Genomic DNA, 17,655 nt, shown 5'->3' with positions numbered 1-17,655 from the left:
CATGAAGGACCCGGTCTTCGTAATCCACGGGGTCGCCAACCGCGACCGGGACGAATTCACCGCGACCGTCGCCGCGCTCGCCGCGGCGACCGAAGTCGACATGGTGCCGGTGCACTGGGGAGACCTGGGCGCGCGGGACCGGTTCGTCGCCGCCGCTTTGCCCACCCGCCGGACCGGCCCGGAGACCTTGCGCGACGGCGAGGAACCGGAGCCGCCCGGGGCCCCCGAGGACTTCGCGGCTGTCCTGCTCCCCGGGCCGGTCGACGAGCAGCGGCAGTTGGAGCAGGTCGACGCCGCCGTACGCGCTCAGCTCGACGCGGGGGGCGACGGGGAGGACGAGGAGCTCCGGGAGGGTGCCCGGGATGCCCTCGATCCCGATGAGGTCCTTGAGTACGTGCGGGAGGCGTGGGCCGACACCGAGTGGCTGCGCCTGACCGTCGACCCGCAGCTGCTGAGCGAGGTCGGGCGCTCCCTGGCGCGGTCGCTCCTGGACGGGTTCGATCCCGACGGGGAGGACGCGTACCACGGGCTGCGCGGTGGCGGGGCCGACCGCCGCGGCCGGCTCCGCGCCCTGGTGCGGCGCCGGCTGACCGACCTGGACCGCGTAGCGGGCGCGAGCGCCCAGGCGGTGGGCGGGCGGCTGAACCACGCCGTACGCAACCGCTTCGGCGCCGATGTCATGCGCTTCCTCGGCGACGTGCTCGTCTACCAACGGCACCAGGCCGCCGTCCACGCCCGCGTGCGCCAGGTCATCGACGCGGTGGACCCCGGCCTCGGGCGCAGCCCCTCCCGGCCGGTGCGCGTCGTGGCCCACAGCCTGGGCGGTGTCATCGCCGTGGACATGGCCACCGCCACCGTGCCCTTGTGGACGGAGTCCCTGGTGACCTTCGGCTCCCAGTCGGCCTTCTTTCACGTGTGCGATCCGAGAGGGGGCCAGGTGGCCCCGTACGACGGCGGCTCGCCCGTCGCCCTGCCCCCTTCCCTCGGCGGCTGGACCAATCTGTGGGAGCCGCTGGACATGCTGGCCTTCGCCGCTTCCAAGGTGTTCCTGCTGCACGACGGCACCGTTCCGGTGGACCTGCCCGTCCGCCACCAGGCCAGCACTGGCATGTGGACCCACTCGGCGTACTGGGACCTTCCCTACGTCGCCTCGGTCATCGGCGACGTCATGCGCCGGGGGCGGCCGGCGCGGGCCGAGTGAGCCGGCTCCGCGTACCGGCGCCCACTGGGGAGGGCGGACCCGGATAAGGAGCCGCACGGCCATCTACGTGGATGAAATCCGTGACTGGACCCTGATCGCCAAAGCGCGAGGACTGCGGCACACGCACTGGTGCCACCTCACCGCCGACACCGAGGACGAACTGCACGCGTTCGCGGCCCGGTTGGGACTCCGCCGCTCCTGGTTCCAGACCCGGGCCCTGCACGCCTACCTGCGCTGGCGCACACAGAACGCCCGCCACCCCGACGTCCTGGCCGCCCAACGACGCGAACGCGCACGCATCCGCAGCGAACGAGGTCTCCGCTGGGGCGGCAGGCCGATGCCGGCTGCAACCTGACCGCCCGAGGTGGCAACCCTGGATCATGCGCACCGGCCCCCTCGTCGACGTCCTCGTCAACCACCTGATCGACGAACTGGGTGAACCGCAGGAGATTCTCACCTCCCGGGACCGCCTGGCCGGCGCCACCGGGCAGGACGTCAACGATGTGCGCCTGGCCGTCGCGGAACTCGTCCAGTGCGACGACGCCAAGATCCTGCGCGGACAGGAATCGGCCGATCCCGAACGCCTGGAACCGCACCACCGCTTCCGCCTGATCATGGACTGGGCCCACTTCCACGACACCCGGATCGAGCTCAGCCTCGCCCCCGACGAAGCATGACGCCCCGGTGGCGCAACTGCCCGCCGTGTACTGCCTCTTTCGGCGCCGCCGTAGCCAGACCGGAGGACCGCAGCAGCGAGCAAGATCCGGTTCAGGCCGGACCGTGGGCGCGTACGAGGAGCGTGCCGAGACCTTCCCCGCCCGGTGCGGGCAGGATGCGGGCGTCGACGTCGGTGAAGCCGTGGCGCTTGAGGAGGTCCGCCCACGCCTGGGGGGTGTACTGCCAGCGCAGCACGGTCAGTTCACTCTCCCCGCCCTCAAGCCACTTGCCGCGCATCGGCTGCGGCCCGTAGGCGCCGGGGGAGGGCTCGGCCTGGCTGAAAGCGAAGATCCCGCCGGGTGCGAGGTTCCGGGCGACGAGCGGGAAGAGGACGTCGGGGTCGGTGAACCACACCGCCCCCCACACCGAGTACACCGCGTCGAAGGGCGTCGTGCTGGAGGTGAGGTAGTCGCCGGCCTCGGCGTGGATGAACTTGAGGCCGGGGGTGTCCTTCCACCACCGGCTAGCGCGGTCGACCTGGGCGGCGGAGAGGTCCACACCGGTCGTCGCGACACCCTGGCGGGCCAGGAACACCGCTTCCCTCCCCTCCGCCGGGCCCAGGTCAAGGGCCCGGCGCGGGTGCCCCAGCACCTCGGCTCCGGGCCCGTGGCCGGGGTACTGGGTCCACTCGAACCGGCCAACCTCCGGGGAGGGCTGCTCGCCCGTTCCCCGGTAGGGCTTGTAGGTGTCCCAGTACTGGGCCGGGGTGCGGGGCTCGGGTGGCATGACGTTCCTCTGGGGGCGGGGGAGGCCTTGGAGCTGGCCACCGTACCCGAGCCGCTCCACTGCCCACCGGCGAACGCCCCCGCCTCACCCCCAGGAGTGCACATGCCGGGGCCCGGCGCCGCTGTGAGCGTCGCCGGGCCCCGGCCGGCTGTTGCGGTTCAGTGGCAGTTCTCCCCGGGCCGGCAGGGGCCGCACTTGCCGTAGTCCGCCTCCCACAGCTTCCAGTCGACCTCGAAACCGTTGTCGGCGATGATCTGCGCCGTCCGTTCGACGCTGCCGTCGTACTTGAAGTCGATCTCCGGAATGTGTTCCAGGAACCTGCCGTCGAAGTGCCGGTGGCAGAAGTCGCGGTAGTTCCGGGTGTCCAGGATGAAGGTGTGCACCGCGATGTCGACGGTGCGGCCGCAGCACATCTCCAGGCCCTTGCCCCACTTGTCGATGGCCGTGATCAGGTAGGAGACGGCGGCGTGGAAGAGATGCGTCGCCATCACCTCGTCGAAGGGGTAGTCGCGCATGAGGAGCTGGACCTCCCGGGCCCAGACCTCGGGGTCCACGTAGTCCCGAGGGTCACGGACCCTGGGTTTGGCGGCTGTCGCCATACTGTCCTCCCGTGTGTGAGAGGCCCCGCCTCACACACGGGGCCACACCCCCAGCAAAGCGACCACCCACCCTACGCGGTGGTCAACATGCGTCCGGTGCACACCGTTTGCAGACCTTGCACACGCCATAGGCACCCCGCCCCTACGGCCTCTACCGTGGACAGGCAGACCTGTCGGCTCCTGGCGAGTGGGAGGCCCCTGTGCGCACCGATTCCCTCTGGACCTCCAGCAGGGTCACCACCGCCGTCGCCCGCCAGGACCCCGGCGCCCTCATCCGGATCGCACGCCAGCACCGGGGCTGGCGGCAGACCGACCTCGCCACACGCATCGGCTGCTCCACCTCCACCGTCTCCCGCCTGGAAACACACCACGGCTACGCCGACCTGACGCTCCTTCGGCGCGCCGCCCGCGAGGCGGGCGTCCCGACGGGTGTCCTCGCGGCGTCACTCGGGTTAGCCGGGCCACCAGCCGCTACAGTCGTCGCGGACGGGCCACGCCGTGACGAGGAGGACCCCATGCGTCGCCGTACCCTGCTCGCTGCCGCCGGCCTCACGGCCCCCGCTGCCCTGCTGACCGGCGTCCAGGACGCACTCGCCAGCACCCCGGCCCCCACCGGCTCGACCATCCCGCTGGACAGACGCATCACCGCCGCACGCGGCTACTTCGACGCCGGCCAGCACAGCCACCTCCTCAAGGCCCTGCCCGGCCTCCTGGCCGACACCCGCGAAGCCGCCCGGAGCCGCCAGGACCTAGACTTCGCCCGCCTCTCCGCGTGCTACAGCCTCACCGCCCAAGTCCTGACGAAAATCGGCAGGTACGACCAGTCAAGGCTCAGCGCCGACCGCGCCACCATCTACGCCGAACTCTCCGGCTCACCCCTCGCCGCCGCCGCAGCGGCCAGGGACCTGAGCATCGTCCTCCGTCACCAGAACCAGCCTGCCGCCGCCCAACGCCACATCCTCGACGCCGTCACCCGCGTGGAGAAGACCGGACTTCGAACCCCGGCCCAGGCCTCGGCCTACGCCCAGATGCTGTGCACCACCTCCTACACCGCCGCCCGCGCCGGCGACCGGGACCAAGCACTCACCATGATCCGCGACGCCACCCGCGCCGCCCGCGACCTCCCGCACGACCCGCCCCAGGGCAGGCTCTTCCCCCTCACCCCGGCCGCCGTCGACCTGTACGCCGTCGGCGTGCACTGGGCCCTCGGCGACGCCGGCGCCGCTCTCGAAGCCGGACGCAGCCTGCACGAGAGCCAGTTCACAACCCCGGAGCGCAAGGCGCGCATGCACACCGATCTCGCCCGGGCCTGGTGGCAGTGGGGCAAACCCGAGCAGACAGCCGCCGAACTGCTCAGCGCCCTGCGGGCATCACCGGGTGAAGTCCGCGACCGCCCCGCCATCCGCACCATCGTCACCGACCTGCGCACACGGCACGCCCAGACAGCCGGGGTTCGGGAACTGGCCGCGTCCGTCGGCGCCAGAGCCGCCTGAGGACGCGGCAAGCGCGCGCGGGTGTCTCGATGTTCCGTCACTGCCATCAGGCTGACCCATCATCATGGTCGCGGACCATCGCGCACCTTGGAGGCCTCGACCGTGAACCGCCGTGCCACCCTGACATCCGTGCTCACCGCCCTGCTGGCCGTGTCGCTCGCCGCCTGCACCACCGAGCCGACCGCCACCCAGGACGACAAGCCGGCCGTACCGGCGGCGTCGCGCACCGCGAGCCCCGAGGCTTCCGGAGCCCCCGGCGGCCCAGCTGGCGGCACCGCTCTCGCCGAAGCGATCGGGCAGCTGAAGATTGCCGCCGAGGTCGCGGGCGGGTACGACCGCAAGGCCTTCAAGCACTGGAACACCGGCCTTGACGCTGACGACGGGTGCGACACGAGGGAGGAGGTGCTCCTCGCCGAGGCCGTGAAGCCCCCGACGAAGGGCAGCGGGTGCAAGCTGTCCGGCGGCGAATGGCTGTCCTACTACGACGAGCTCACCATCACGGACCCGGGCAAGCTGGATATCGACCACATGGTGCCACTCGAAGAGGCCTGGTCCTCCGGGGCGCAGGACTGGGACGCGGACCGCCGCGAGGCCTACGCCAACGACGTGCAGGCGGAAAGGTCGCTGGTCGCCGTGTCGTTCAAGACCAACCGGGGGAAGGGCCGCAAGGACCCGGCTGAGTGGCTGCCCCCGGCCGAGTCCGCGCACTGCACCTACGCGTCCGACTGGACCGGCACCAAGCTCCGATGGAACCTCACCCCGGACCAGGCCGAAGTTGACACCCTGCTCCGTCTCGCGGACGGATGCCCGGACACCACGGTCGAGTTCACCCCGGCATCCTGACCACCGGTGCCGCCGGCTACCGGCGCCGCACCATCGGGCGCGGCACCGAGAGGTGCCGCGCCCGGATCGTTACTGGCGGACGAAGGAAGACAGGAAGCGCAGCAGCTTGTCCAGGACTGTGATGGCCCGGCGAGCGGCCTTCGGGTCAGGGTGCAGGACCCCCGCGACAGCACAGAACACGATAAGCGCCAGCAGCACGACGACAACGACACAGGTCAGATCGAACCAGGACACGGAAAACCCCATGAGTTTGGTGGGATTCCCGCCGCCTACGTCTCGTCTGCCGAGTCGACTTCGTAGTGCTGGGATGTGGTCTGGCTTCAGAGACTGTTGACTCTCGGACAGCACCAGGTGTTCGGGCACGACACCTGAAGTCTGCGCTGTGCGTTGCTAGTTGAAGTATACAGGGAGTGAGTGAGAGGTAGGCGACCTCACCGCCCGGCACGGACGAGTCGAACGCCCGGAGGCAGGCCCGCGCTCAGCTTCCGAAGCGCACGGGCCACGGCGGCTTGCCCGATCAGGCCGCGGCTCCCGGCGGGCGCGAGAGCGGGCCAGTCGCTCGCGGGCAGGGCTCAGGGCGAGGACTGACCGGCTCCACGCCCGGCAGGACTGTCCCCTCGTGTCTCCCGCTGTGTCGTGCCCTGTGTCACCGCTTGTGCAGTTGCGCTCTCCCTGCCCCCGGGAGCAGCGGAGCATCACACAGGCGCCATGCGGACCGTACGACTGCGGCCGGCGCCACTGCCCTTGGCGCTACTCTGGCTATCCGGGCATGTCTGCAGGAGGGGCATATGGCGCACGAAGACTGGACCGTGGACCGGCTGCACGTAGCGCTGCCCCACTCCGCGTCCCGCCAGCAACTGCTCCAGGACGTCAACCTCACCCCGATCGAGGACCTGCCCCCTGTCCTCGGCGGATGGGCCACGGCCGCCGAGCACCTCGAAGCAGCCCGGCCCCGCATCGAGGCCGCCCGCGCCCACATGAAGACGCACGGGGTCCTCCCTGACGACCTGGAGACCAGGGACGTCACCGCCGACATTCTCAGGGACGCCGAGCCGCGCCAGGGAAGCCGGGACGACCGCGGCCGGGGAGCGGCGTGACCTACCGGCTCAACTTCCCCACCGACGTCTTCGACACGTACAAGCAGCTCCCTGAGGTCGCCCGGCGGGACCTCGCGCTCGCCCTGGTCGACGCCCAGCAGGACCCCCTTGCATACTCCGAGCCGTACGGGCAGGACGACGGCATCATCCGCACTGTCGCCCAGGGCCACGTCACCGCGGTGATCCTCCTCGGCCACGACACATCGACAATGACCATCCTCACCGTCGCCTACGCCGGCACCGCATGAAAGCCCGACACCGAGTCGTCCACGGCGCTGCTATCTGGCCGGTGCTGTCTTTCCGCCCCGAGGACACCACACCGTGAACACAGAACACTGGATCGCCCTCGGTGCCATCGTCCTCGCGCTCGTCACATTGATCGTGAGCTCAGTCAGCGCTGCCAGGGCTCGCGTCAAGACCATCGAAGACGCCTACATCGCACGCTACTGGCAGATCCTCGACCGCTTCCCCGCCGACGCCCTCATCGGCGATCCACAGGGCGACGCGGAGGAAGCACCGGCCGAACGCGCCGAATGCGAGAAACTCCGCAAGTCCGTGCTCCTGTACCTGCGGCTGTGCGAAGACGAACTGGAACTGCGCAAGCTGGGCTGGGTCGGCGGCAAAACCTGGGAGGAATGGAGCCTCGGTATCCAAGCCCAGCTCAAGCAATGGCCCGTCGCCGAAGAGTGGGCACCCATCCGCGACGGCCAGCGCGCACCCAGCCAATTCACCCTGCTGCGCAACCTGGACAACAACACCCAGCCCGACCCCTTCCAGCCAAACTCCCTCTCCGACCGGCTGATGGGCCGATGGCGGGGATGCACAACGAAGAAGCCCACCAGGCCTGCCGGACAGTGAGCCGGCAGGTGCTCGGGGCTGAGACCGGGCTCGTAGAGGTGGCACACGCGGATGGCGCCCTTCTGCACCACGCGGGAGAGCGAGACGAGCGAGCGACCATATGGCCACGGGCTCACCCACCGGCGTCCGCTCGATCGCCTGGACGTGATCGACGATGTTCCCCAGGGTGAGCTGAGTGCTCCAGCCCGCCCACGCCCACAAGCGGGAACGTGCAGTGCGGTGCCGGTGATGTGAGGAACTGACCTACACCGCATCGGCAGGCGACATCCCGCCGACCGCAGTGCCTTCGGTGAGACTCCCGACGAAGGCATCGAGTGACTCGACGGCATGGCGCAGCGTACGCGCAGCCTCGTCCACCACTTCCCTGGGCACGCCGAGCCGACGTGGATCGGACGCTGCATCTCGATTCGCCTTGGCGACCGTGCATGTTCCTTCGCAGGGCAGCTTCACTGCGGCAGGTCGCGTCACAGTGCCGGCTTCTGGTGCCGTGCGAGGAGGCTGGCGAAAAAGGACTCCAGAAGCTGCCTGCCGCCCGGCTCCTTCAGTTCCCAGCCGCCGAAGCGGTAGATCTCATATCCGGCGAGCCGCAGCCGACGGTCCTCGGCGACCATCTCCGCGTACAGCCGCGGCACCGCGGTATGCGTGATCCGCCCTTGCTCGTCAGGCGGGTTGGGCCGGCCGTAGTGCTGTACTCCGTCGACCTCGATGACAATGCGGGAGCGGTCCGGGGCCAGGAGCAGGAAGTCCATCCGCTGCCGGTACAACGCGCCGGACTGCTTGCCGCTCCTGCGCGTGTGGGGGTCGTAGTGGAGGTAGACCTGAGGGATCAGCGCGGGCAGGTCGAAGCCTCCTTCCTCGGCGTACCGGGCACAGTAGGCGATCATGAGGAGCTGCTCAGGCTTCGAGTCCAGCGACCGGTACAGACGCCGGTACAGCCCCTCGGCGGCCGTCTTCTCGTCGGCGCCCGGCTGGTGGTTCTTCTGCCACCAGGCGACCATCTGCCGCCAGGTGAGCCCGTGAGGTGGCAGGGGGTCGGTGAACACCAGGCACGTGTCGGCGTGACGGACGATCTCGACTTCATTGTTCACCGCGTCCCGCAGCACGATCTCCGGCTTGAACCCGTCGGCGGCGAAGATCAGGTTCTTGAAGCTGCCCGACGGCCCCTTGGTGAAACGCCGTTCGTACTCCAGCTCCTGCATGTCCTCCAGCGCGTCCCGCGTGGGGCCGAGGATCTGCTCGATGCAGTCCCGCCGCGCCTTCCAACTGCCGCTCATATCGTTGGCGCGCCAGTAGCTGCCGAACCCGCGCGGTCCGTCGAAGGTACGGAACGGCCAGACGGGCGGCTTGAGGGCCAAGCGCTCCAGAACGGCGCGGTGCGCCTTGATGACCAAAGGCACGCTCTCGTCGTCCAGATGCCGGCCCTGGCCGTCGGTGCCGTAGGAGACGAAGTCGTGGTGCAGCAGCCGGGTCAGCGCGATCGCAACGTCCAGGTCGGTGTGCCCGGCCGGCGGACCGAACCGCAAAGATTCGACCAGTTCGATGTCGAGCACCCAGGGCTGCGCCCATCCGTCACCGCTGCTGAAGAACGCAGTCAGCTCCATACCCACCCCCATGGTGATCCTCCAGGACATCGTTGGCCGCTGACAACGCGGCCGCCAGAGGCTAGGCCCTTCCTTTGCCACTGGACGTGTTGGCGGATCCCTGCTCGGCCAACGGCTACTGGTCTCGTACTCCCGGCGCGAGCAGGGCTGTGTTCTGTCGGCGGCATTGTCACACCGGGTCGCTACGGTTCGGGCATGGCTGCGCACACCTCGAATCCCAACGGACTCGTCCCCATACACGTCGCTGTCCGCGACCTCGCCCAGATGGAAGAGCCCGGTCCGCAGGCCAACGACTACATACGTCGCCTCCTCGCGGCTTCGGCCAAGTACACGGGCATCTCCTGGGCCAAGTACGGGGCCGAGCCGCGCTGGCTCGACATGGAGACTGGCACCTGCGCCGCCGCCATCAATCCGAGCCGCTTCTCCGGCGAGGGCGCCGACGAGTACGACAGGTTCCTGTCCGGGACGGTCTCGCGCGGCGAGTCCGCGCTCATCATCGCGACGATGGGTACGGCGGACGACGACGATAACCCTGTGCGGTCGGTCTTCGGCCCGCCCAGCGGCCGCGTGGACTTCCGCAACTTCACCGGCGCGGTCGTCGGCAAACGGCTGCTTGCGGGGGCGGAAATCTCTCTGGTCCCCGGTCTGGACGGGGTCGATCACGATCTGGGACTGAGACTCCGCAACCGCCCGTCCAACGCCCCCTGGTGGGCGATGACCTTGCAGGCGAGCACCGTAGCGGGCTCACGGGGGACCGTGGTTCGCGAGCCCGAAGGCGAGCTGACACCGATCCTCGTCGACAGCCTGGGCGAGCCCGTCGTCGCACGCTGGACATCCCCCAACGCCCAGCAGATCTGGTACATCGTCCCCGACGGGGTCGACTGGAACCAGATCGTCGACTGGCTCGTCCAGCGCGCCCTTCCCGAGCACGTACCGGCCGCACTGCGCCGCGTCCGCTCACGCCACCATCTCGACCCCGCCCTGGAAACCCCGGCCGAGACGCAGGCACGCAGTGCCCTTGAGAAGCTGGAGCACCGCTACCTGGAGGACAAGGACCGCCTGAAAGACGACCTGAACCAGGCGAGGCAGAAGGCCGAACCCATACGGAACGGTCTGCTCTACGGCACCGGCAGCGAGCTGGAAGACGCGGTGGCCGTGGTACTGCGTGCCGCCGGCTTCACCGTCACCGACCTGGACGAGGAGCTGGGAGACACCCTGTCAGCAGACCTGCTCGCCGTGCTGAACGGGGCCACGTGCCTGGTCGAGGTGAAGGCTGTCGCGGGGCCAGCGGGGGAGAAACTAATCTCGCAGCTTCAACGCCATCTGGACAAGTGGCCACACCTGTCGCCCGGTCAGCCTGTCACTTGCGCTGCCCTGATTGTCAACCACCAGCACCGCCTCGATCCCGCCGAGCGCCCTGCGGAGGTGTACCAGCGCAGGGTCGTCGATGCGCTCCGGTTTCCCGTGATTGCCTCCGGCGACCTGTTCCACTGGTGGCGCACGCAGGACTGGCCGGCCGTGCAGGCCGCTGTGCTCGGTCATACCCGCCCAGAAGGAGCACAGGACGCATTCCCTGCTGGAGGGCGTGAGACCCCGGCGACCAGCCGTCGATGGTGGCGTCTCTGGGGCAAAGACGGAACCGCGTAGCGGCAGCGGCCATCACCGACACGCACGAGGTGGCTTAACTGATGCGCCCGGACATCTCCGCCAACGGGTGTCCGCAAAAAGGGGCACCGCGCCGACGCGGTGCCGACCGGCCCGTCCACCGAGGTCCTGGAGAGATCATGTCTGCCGCCGTCGGCCGGGGGCACGCCGAATGTCACGGCGGGCCCCCTCCCGTACGGGACCTCAAGCGGCTGGAGGATGTTAGGTGGGGGACAGGGGCTCGGAGTAGGCGCTGAAGAACCGGTCGCCGGTGAGCTTGTGGTAGGCGAGCTGTTCGCGGACGGCCTGCTCGTTCGCCCAGCGGTTTGGGCCGCTGGCGAGCGCGGCCGCGTAGCTCGTCACGGCTTCCTTCAGCCTCTCGAACAGGGCCGGCGTGACGACGCGCATGCCCGGCACCGCGGTGGCCTTATCGTCGCGAACCCGGCTGGGGTGCAGCACGACCGCCAAGGCCTCCACTTCGGCGTTGTGACCGTTGAGCCAGCGGACGCTGCCGCCGAGCTGATCCATATCCTTTTTGGCGATGGTGCCGGTGGTGCACCCCGTCTTCAGCTCGATGACGGCCTGACGCGCCGCCGAGAGCGCCCACAGGTTGTCCGGGCCCTTGCCATACAGCTTCTCCGGACGCGTGCTGGCGAACCCGAGATGCAGCCCGAGCTGCTGCCAGGCCTGCTCGGCGTCGTCGGAGCGCTCCTCCTCGCCCCACACGACGTCCTCGAACAGTGCCTGCACGCCGAGCCTGAGACTGACGCCGTCGAGATACTGGGCGGCCAGGAACTCGGCGGCGGCGCGCGACTGTACCGCGGCCGCCTTGAGCTGGACGGGGGCACCGCCGTTGACGGGCCGCAGGACGAACGGGTTGTCGTCCAGCGCCCCGGCCAGAGCCCGCTCGGCGGCCGCAGGATCAGTCAGGTGCAGGTAGGCGGCCTTCTGCTCCCGCAGCCAGCCCCGCAGCGCCGTGTCGCCGTTGCCGAGGTCGTTCACCGCCTTCTGCATCCGCTCGGCCGCGGCCGGGGCGCGGCCGGTGGCCGCGAGGTCGAACGCCTCGCGCAGCGCGGTGGCCTCGCCTCGCACCGTTCCGTGCTCGGCATAGCGGACCTCCGCCAGCGCCCGCCGACTGCGCTCGCGCCACTGCGGCACCCGCCCCAGGCAGGCCCGCAGCGCCTGCCTCACAGCGTCCAGTCCCTCGCCCTTGATCTGGCCGGCGATGTCCCGGCTCAGCTTCAACTGCGCCTGCGTCGCAGGGGAGAACAGAGCCAGGTGACGCGCGTCGTGGATCGCCGTGGCGAGCTTCGCCCCCAGCAGCAGGACGGCGCAGTAGTCCTCGCCGTCGCGCACCCCACGGCCCATACCCTGCTCGATCCGCTGGACCTCGCGGGCCAGACGGACCGTGCTGTCGGCCAGCGCGATTGCCTCGCGACGCTCCACCCCGTCCAGGGGCCGCGGGATCCCATCAAGGATCAGCAGACGGCAAGCGTCGGCCGGGAGGTTGACGCCGTCGTACTTGTTGACCAGCACCACCAAGCCCACATGGCCAGCCTTCAGTTCCTTCACGCCCGCTTCGAGGTCCCCGACCCGCCAGATGCGGTCGGCGTGGCGTGTCCAGTTCGCGGCGGCACGTTCGCTGGGTACCAACACGACCACGTTGACCGGCTTGGTCTCGGCGACACCGTCGCCATCCTGGTCCCCGTCGGCGAACTGGCGGGCAAGCACGCGTACGGCCTCGTCGTCCAGATCCGGGTTGAGCGCCACCGGGGCCAGGATCATCCGCTCACCGAGGTCGGCGGCGCTGCCCGGCGTGACGGGCTTCGCGACGAGCTTCGGGTCGGCACCGAAGTCGGTGACCAGGGCGCTGTCGTCGGCGAGCGTTGCCGTCAGGTAGACCCGGCGGTGGGCACGTACGAATGAGGGAATGCGGTCGATCGGCGGGCACGAGGGCCTGACCTCGATCGCCGACGACGTCGCCGTCGCGATGCACAGGTGCAGCACCTCCGCGAGCAGCGGCCACACGAACATGAAAGCCCGCTCCTCCCGGTGCGGGCGCAGAATCTTCAGCACCTCCTCGCGCTTGTCGGCCCACGCCCAGAACGGGATCGGCGCCAACGCGGTGGGGTCCTTGTCCTCCAGCGCCGACCAGACGTTCGCCGACTGGTGGCGCAGGTCCTGCGCGAACAGCTCCAGCAGCTCGTCGTACGCCTCGTGCCCGGCGGGCACCCGCAGCCGGAACTGATCCTCGGTCCGCGCCAGCGCGGCGTGCGCGTCATCGACGACGACGATTCCCAGACCGACCGGCTCCTTGCCGTCCCCAACGACACCGAAGGCCGACCTGCCGTTGAGCAACTTCTGGTAATTCGTCACCAGCACGGCCTGAGCCGTAAGGAATGCCGGGTCGTACGGATCGTCCGTGGTGGCGATGTTGAGCTTGGTGGCCTCCTCGCGGACCTGCTTGACGAGGTAGTTATCCAACGTCAGGTAGACGGCTTTGCCGATGCCCTCGTTCAGGGTGCTCTGCGCGATCAGCAGGCCGACGGCCGTCTTGCCCCCGCCGGTGTTCTGCTTGATCACCACATCGCGTTCACCGCGCCGCTCGAACCACTTGTCCAGCACCTCGCCCTGCTCGTGCCGCAGATACGGCCATGGCCGACTGGCCAGCCCCGCGTAGATGTCCCGGGGCCGCAGCAGCGCCTCGCTGTCCCCCGTACCGATCCGATCCCAATCCAGCGCCATCGCGCTGCCCTCCCTCAGTTATCGGGCGGCATCAAGCCGCCTCGATCCCCTTGTTCTTTCTGCGACACGCTCCAAGGCCCGCCTGGCCTCGGGCCGTGTCTGCCCGGGCGGGGGATTTCCGGCTCTGCCGAAACGACAGCCGGGAATCACCTGCCGAAGCGGTCTGTCAGCCCGGCACCGCCGGGTGGCCCCCGGCCCCGTTCCTCTCCGGCCGTGGGGGTGCGACGTGCTGAGCTGACCGGGCGGTGACCTGGGCGAGCCACTGGGCCCGGGTGACCACCGGCCACGTACGCGGACCCATACGGCCGCGCAGACCGATCACGTCGGCGGCCCGGCCCTCGGCCGCCTCGATCGCCTTCGGAGGGCTGAACGGGTCGGCCTCGATGACGAACACCTCCGTGAAGACCCGTGCCCGCTCGGGATGCCGCAGATGATTCTGCAGCCGGGCACTAATGCCGCCATCACGGTGGGCCTTGCCCAGCCACCGCAGCCGCCCGCCGGTATCGACTACCAGGTACAGCCCGGCCAGCACGTCCTCCAGCCCCGCGAGAGTGCGCCCGCGGTACTCGGGGGCGAGGCTGAGCCCGGCGGGCCAGTCGCCGCGTGCCAGCGGTCCCAGCGCCGTCCACGCATGCCGCAGCGTCCGCCCGTCGACCACCGGCCCGGCGACCGGCTCCGCGCAGCAGTCCGAACCCACGGCGCTCACAGCGACATCACTGTCAGTGTGGCCGCGTCCAGCAGTTCCGTGATCTTCACGCCCTGCTTCTTGATCTCGCCGAGTTCTTCCGCGTATAGAATCCGCGCGTCCGGGTGTTCCTTCTGCGCGCCGGCCTCCTCGCGGGCTCGCACAGCGGCCTCGATGTGCGCCAGGAGCGTGCGGAGCTGTTCCGCGACAGTGGTGACGCTATCCCTGTTGCTTTCCACCACCGAGGGCAGGTCCGAGCGCAGCTGGGTCATGCGGGTGAGTGCGTCCTCCGGGATCTCCTCGTCGAGTTCCTCGGTCGTCGCACCGCTTTCCCCGCCCGTCTCGCTCTCGTCGTCGGCGGAGTCGTCCTCCTTGGAGGGGTCGGCCGTGTTGCCCTTTCTGGAGGAGGAGGTCTTGGGGAAGACCGTGTCGAACCACTTCTTGTCGGCGAGCGTGCCCTCACGTGGTTGGCCATGCGCGTCAGGCGCCCAGAACGTCCCCGGCACAAGGCCGACTCCGCTCGGGGACTCGGGGGCTCGCAGGACCGCCTCGGCGAACGAGACGAGCAGCTCGCGGGTCACACCATCCGAAGGACTGATGTAGGCGTGCACCAGCGCTTGGACCGCGTTGGCGGGCGTACGCCGTACCCCCTTGCGGTCTTCACCCTTCTCCGACCCCTGCCCGGCGGTGACGAACGGCTCGGGCGCGTTGATTAGCCCAGGCACCGCGTGCCGCCGAACCAGAATCTCCCATGCCTCCGCATCCCCCTGCTGGCAGGCGGCCAGCAGCGAGAGGAGACTGCGCGCGTCTGACCGTACGCCGTACTGCACGTCGCGCACAGTGAACAACCCCCGGGCGGCGAGTGGGTTGCCGCGGTGGACGAAGTGCTGGGCGACCACAGCAGCCCACACGTCTGAACGACGATCGACACGAGCCTTGCCCGCCTGGGCCCAGGAAGCCTCCTGCAGAGCGGCGCGCACCACCGGCCAGTACCGGCCGGTGGGCATGTGCGCCCGCGGCGGCAGGCCCTCCGGGCGTGGAGGCACCGGCGGGAACAACATCACCGTCGCGCAGCGGACCGCGACATCACGCAAAGTCAGAGGGCTTACCTCATCGCCCGGCGGCAGCAGCACGGCGAGCTCGTGTAGGGCCCGGGCCCCGACCAGCGCGTCGGCAATGGCGTCCGCGTTCAGTTCCCGGGCCCCCACGCGGCCGTGGGTGACCTCCTTGGCGAGCAGCTCACCCAGCACGCCTTTCGCCTGGTAGGCCTTCACCAGGGTCGACCAGAGCCCCAGACTGCGGTCCATGTCCCCGTAGTTCAACTGCCCGCGTAGATGGTCGTGGATGTTCAGCTGGCGCAGTGACTCCTCAAGCCGCTCCGGAGTCCTAGCACCGACCACGACACGGGCCGGCACCTGTGCGATTCGCAGCGCCCGCTCTGCACGTCCTTCCGGGTTGCGGTCGGGGTCGGCGTACTCCGTGTTGAGCAGGGTACTGACCCGACGCAGGACCTCACCCAGACCCAGCAGGACCAGCCGCCGGTTCTCCTCCTCCCCCTCCAGGGAAAGTAGATACTGTGGAACTCCGGCCAGCAGCTGATATGCACGCAGCCCGAAGACCTGCAAACGGGCATCCGCGCGGTTGTTACCGGTGACCTGCCGCCCCCGCCAGATGCCACGCCGGGATCCGTCCCGGCCGATCACCAAAGTCCGCTGCAGGACCACAACAGTGGACTCCCGCTGACCCTCCTGAACCAGGGACTCCACCAAGTCGTAGGAGCGCAACCGCGCCCGCCGCTGCAGTACCTCCACGGCGTACCGCTGCACCTCGCTGGCTACCTCCGCACGGACCTCCTCCGTGGTGAGCGCGGCCAGTGCCACCCCGTCTTCGACTACGGCCCGTACCACCGGCAGCGGCCGCCGCCCACCCAGCGCCTGCTCTCGTGCATTCAGCTCCCGTTGCGCACGGGCCAGCTCGTCCTCGGCGTTCTTCACCGCAGCCACCGCCGCGTCCTTTTCCGCCCTCGGCGCGGTCGAGGCCAGCGTCCGCTGAGCCCCCTGCGCCCGTTCCCGGGCCACGGTCCACTCGGCCACCGCCCGCTGCTGGTCGACAACCTCCTCCATACGGGCCAGGTTGTCCGGGGAAGGGTGCAGCCACTCGCTGCGCGTACGGTCGTTGTTGGGCCACGGCAGCGTCGCTGCCCCGTGCAGGTCCACATTGAGGAGCAGCAGCGCCTCGTCGGTACCGCGCTGCTCGACGTGGTAGGCCGTCGCACGCAGGACACGGCCGGTGCGCCGGCGTTCTGTAACGCGCTTGGCCTCGCCCTGGCCGAGTGACGGAGCGAGAGCCTCGATCACGGCAGGCCGCGGAACGGGCGCGAAGCCCTCGGCGGCGCACGTGTTGGTGATCGCCTCGTACAGGTCTTCCGCCCACTCAGGGGTGGTCTGGTATGCGAAGGGTCCTTCGGGGGCCTTAGAAGTAGACATCGAAACAGACGGTCCTTCTCCTGGAAGCCCTCATGGCCCCGGGTGCGAATGAAGCGCATCCGGCGGTGCTGCCGGATGCGACACGCACCCGAGTCGCAGGAACTCCTCTCCAGGGAGCGCCCGCCGGGCCGCCGTCACCGTCACGTGCTCCGAGCGCGCACCGGCGAAGACCGTCTGCCCCTTCGAGTCCACCACCGGAGACTGGGCGCGCCACCAGCGCCCCTGGAACAGGGGCCTTCCGCAGCGCACGGCTCACGCCCGCTCCGCCGACGGCGGCATGGGGCTGGCAGGTCGTTGAGACCACTGACGTGTTCTAAAAGTCTGTCAGATATAATGAAAATTAGGCAAGTTGCATAGAAGACGCGCGTAGAACAACAAGATCAAGGCCGATTCCGGTCGGCCGCCGTGGCCAGCAGCCTGGCTAGCGACGTCGGCCCCACCGACACCTGCCAAGGGCCGCTCCTCGCCTGCAACGCAACTTCAGTAGCGGTTCCGGTTACCGGAAACTTAAGGGTCCGTCCGAAGCGACGCAGCCTCGTGCGGACGCCCAGCACAGACAGAAGAGAGGCAGCAGCGCCCGCCTTCGGAAGCATTAGGCCCGCCTCAGCGCGGAGCCGTCAGGATGGCCAGTGGAGCCGGCTGCGCATGACGGTCGGGAGAGCCGTGGGCATCTTGTCAGTGGTCCAGGCGAACTCCAGCGCCGCGAGCGTGGCTTCTTGGTCCGTCCATACGAGGATCTCGCCGACGTGGGCGCCGGACGGGTTATGGACGTGCTCCTCCACGGTAACCAGCTCGGTCGGCAATGCCGCATGCTCGCACGGTTCCCGGACCTGCAGATCGACGCTCAGGGAGTCGGGCCCTAGACAGCGGTCGCCTCGGTGCGATCCAGCTGGTTCCTCAGCTGTGACGTGCCATCGAACTCCGGCGACAGGATGCATTCAAGCACTGCGCGCTGAGCGC

At 69.5% G+C, this 17,655-nt stretch carries 17 protein-coding genes; 9 read left to right on the top strand and 8 right to left on the bottom strand.

All coding sequences use genetic code 11. The features are described 5' to 3' along the window. Position 1 precedes the first annotated feature (1 nt). From KME66_RS00085 to KME66_RS00075, 3 genes are all read left to right on the top strand, one after another. Positions 2-1,201 carry a hypothetical protein gene (locus KME66_RS00085; RefSeq protein WP_216317659.1) on the top strand — a complete coding sequence of 400 codons (1,200 nt, stop codon included), beginning with the start codon at positions 2-4 and terminating at the stop codon, positions 1,199-1,201. 67 nt (positions 1,202-1,268) lie between these two features. After that, positions 1,269-1,556 carry a DUF4031 domain-containing protein gene (locus tag KME66_RS00080; protein ID WP_216317657.1) on the top strand — a complete coding sequence of 96 codons (288 nt, stop codon included), beginning with the start codon at positions 1,269-1,271 and terminating at the stop codon, positions 1,554-1,556. Positions 1,557-1,581: 25 nt separating this feature from the next. After that, positions 1,582-1,878, top strand: a complete 297-nt coding sequence (locus KME66_RS00075; RefSeq protein WP_216317655.1) for a DUF6042 family protein — start codon at positions 1,582-1,584, stop codon at positions 1,876-1,878. A 91-nt stretch (positions 1,879-1,969) separates the two neighbouring features. On the opposite strand, the gene KME66_RS00070 is transcribed toward KME66_RS00075, so the two are convergent. Both KME66_RS00070 and KME66_RS00065 read right to left on the bottom strand, forming a co-directional pair. After that, positions 1,970-2,644: a class I SAM-dependent methyltransferase gene (locus KME66_RS00070; protein WP_216317653.1), complete on the bottom strand. Its 675-nt coding sequence runs from the start codon at positions 2,642-2,644 to the stop codon at positions 1,970-1,972. Positions 2,645-2,802: 158 nt separating this feature from the next. Next, a complete protein-coding gene (locus KME66_RS00065; protein WP_216317651.1) occupies positions 2,803-3,243 on the bottom strand; it encodes a hypothetical protein in 441 nt (146 codons plus the stop codon). A 200-nt stretch (positions 3,244-3,443) separates the two neighbouring features. On the opposite strand from KME66_RS00065, the gene KME66_RS00060 reads away from it, so the two are divergent. Both KME66_RS00060 and KME66_RS00055 read left to right on the top strand, forming a co-directional pair. Continuing rightward, entirely contained in the window at positions 3,444-4,736 is a 1,293-nt protein-coding gene (locus KME66_RS00060) for a helix-turn-helix domain-containing protein (protein ID WP_216317649.1), read from the top strand. Positions 4,737-4,838: 102 nt separating this feature from the next. Beyond that, positions 4,839-5,579, top strand: coding sequence for an HNH endonuclease family protein (locus tag KME66_RS00055; RefSeq protein WP_253208167.1), 741 nt, complete (start codon positions 4,839-4,841; stop codon positions 5,577-5,579). 69 nt (positions 5,580-5,648) lie between these two features. Here the strand turns inward: KME66_RS00055 and KME66_RS00050 are convergent, their stop codons facing one another. Next, on the bottom strand, positions 5,649-5,813 hold the full coding sequence (locus KME66_RS00050; RefSeq protein WP_216317647.1) for a hypothetical protein: 165 nt from the start codon (positions 5,811-5,813) through the stop codon (positions 5,649-5,651). A gap of 554 nt (positions 5,814-6,367) precedes the next feature. Between KME66_RS00050 and KME66_RS00045 the strand changes: the two genes are divergently transcribed. From KME66_RS00045 to KME66_RS00035, 3 genes are all read left to right on the top strand, one after another. Beyond that, positions 6,368-6,676 carry a hypothetical protein gene (locus KME66_RS00045; RefSeq protein WP_216317645.1) on the top strand — a complete coding sequence of 103 codons (309 nt, stop codon included), beginning with the start codon at positions 6,368-6,370 and terminating at the stop codon, positions 6,674-6,676. Then, positions 6,673-6,924, top strand: a complete 252-nt coding sequence (locus tag KME66_RS00040; protein WP_216317643.1) for a hypothetical protein — start codon at positions 6,673-6,675, stop codon at positions 6,922-6,924. Before KME66_RS00045 ends, KME66_RS00040 begins: the two co-directional genes overlap by 4 nt. Positions 6,925-6,997: 73 nt before the next feature. Next, positions 6,998-7,534 carry a hypothetical protein gene (locus tag KME66_RS00035; protein WP_216317641.1) on the top strand — a complete coding sequence of 179 codons (537 nt, stop codon included), beginning with the start codon at positions 6,998-7,000 and terminating at the stop codon, positions 7,532-7,534. Between the two features lie 464 nt (positions 7,535-7,998). On the opposite strand, the gene KME66_RS00030 is transcribed toward KME66_RS00035, so the two are convergent. Further along, positions 7,999-9,135, bottom strand: a complete 1,137-nt coding sequence (locus KME66_RS00030) for a hypothetical protein (protein WP_253208166.1) — start codon at positions 9,133-9,135, stop codon at positions 7,999-8,001. A gap of 195 nt (positions 9,136-9,330) precedes the next feature. Here KME66_RS00030 and KME66_RS00025 point away from each other — a divergent pair, with 195 nt between their 5' ends. Beyond that, the gene (locus KME66_RS00025) at positions 9,331-10,782 is read left to right on the top strand and encodes a hypothetical protein (RefSeq protein WP_216317633.1); all 1,452 of its coding nucleotides are present in this window, start codon (positions 9,331-9,333) and stop codon (positions 10,780-10,782) included. A gap of 219 nt (positions 10,783-11,001) precedes the next feature. Here the strand turns inward: KME66_RS00025 and KME66_RS00020 are convergent, their stop codons facing one another. The 4 genes from KME66_RS00020 to KME66_RS00005 form a co-directional block, all read right to left on the bottom strand. Then, on the bottom strand, positions 11,002-13,524 hold the full coding sequence (locus tag KME66_RS00020) for a DEAD/DEAH box helicase family protein (protein ID WP_216317631.1): 2,523 nt from the start codon (positions 13,522-13,524) through the stop codon (positions 11,002-11,004). 166 nt (positions 13,525-13,690) lie between these two features. Further along, positions 13,691-14,230 (bottom strand): hypothetical protein, encoded by a 540-nt coding sequence (locus KME66_RS00015; protein ID WP_253208165.1) that lies wholly within the window; start codon positions 14,228-14,230, stop codon positions 13,691-13,693. Then, positions 14,227-16,695, bottom strand: a complete 2,469-nt coding sequence (locus KME66_RS00010) for a hypothetical protein (RefSeq protein ID WP_216317629.1) — start codon at positions 16,693-16,695, stop codon at positions 14,227-14,229. The genes KME66_RS00015 and KME66_RS00010 overlap by 4 nt, the downstream gene beginning before the upstream one ends. A 617-nt stretch (positions 16,696-17,312) precedes the next feature. After that, positions 17,313-17,477, bottom strand: coding sequence for a hypothetical protein (locus tag KME66_RS00005; protein ID WP_216317627.1), 165 nt, complete (start codon positions 17,475-17,477; stop codon positions 17,313-17,315). Positions 17,478-17,655: the final 178 nt, after the last annotated feature.

Source organism: Streptomyces sp. YPW6 (assembly GCF_018866325.1).
GTDB lineage: Bacteria > Actinomycetota > Actinomycetes > Streptomycetales > Streptomycetaceae > Streptomyces.
Note: the sequence above shows the minus strand (reverse complement) of the source record. Positions and strands in the feature narration are given on the sequence as shown.

Excerpts from the sequence above, each read along its gene's own strand:
- KME66_RS00085 (WP_216317659.1), top strand. The coding sequence starts at position 2 with ATGAAGGACCCGGTCTTCGTAATCCACGGGGTCGCCAACCGCGACCGG.
- KME66_RS00075 (WP_216317655.1), top strand. The coding sequence starts at position 1,582 with ATGCGCACCGGCCCCCTCGTCGACGTCCTCGTCAACCACCTGATCGAC.
- KME66_RS00070 (WP_216317653.1), bottom strand. The coding sequence starts at position 2,644 with ATGCCACCCGAGCCCCGCACCCCGGCCCAGTACTGGGACACCTACAAG.
- KME66_RS00065 (WP_216317651.1), bottom strand. The coding sequence starts at position 3,243 with ATGGCGACAGCCGCCAAACCCAGGGTCCGTGACCCTCGGGACTACGTG.
- KME66_RS00045 (WP_216317645.1), top strand. The coding sequence starts at position 6,368 with ATGGCGCACGAAGACTGGACCGTGGACCGGCTGCACGTAGCGCTGCCC.
- KME66_RS00030 (WP_253208166.1), bottom strand. The coding sequence starts at position 9,135 with ATGGAGCTGACTGCGTTCTTCAGCAGCGGTGACGGATGGGCGCAGCCC.
- KME66_RS00025 (WP_216317633.1), top strand. The coding sequence starts at position 9,331 with ATGGCTGCGCACACCTCGAATCCCAACGGACTCGTCCCCATACACGTC.
- KME66_RS00020 (WP_216317631.1), bottom strand. The coding sequence starts at position 13,524 with ATGGCGCTGGATTGGGATCGGATCGGTACGGGGGACAGCGAGGCGCTG.
- KME66_RS00010 (WP_216317629.1), bottom strand. The coding sequence starts at position 16,695 with ATGTCTACTTCTAAGGCCCCCGAAGGACCCTTCGCATACCAGACCACC.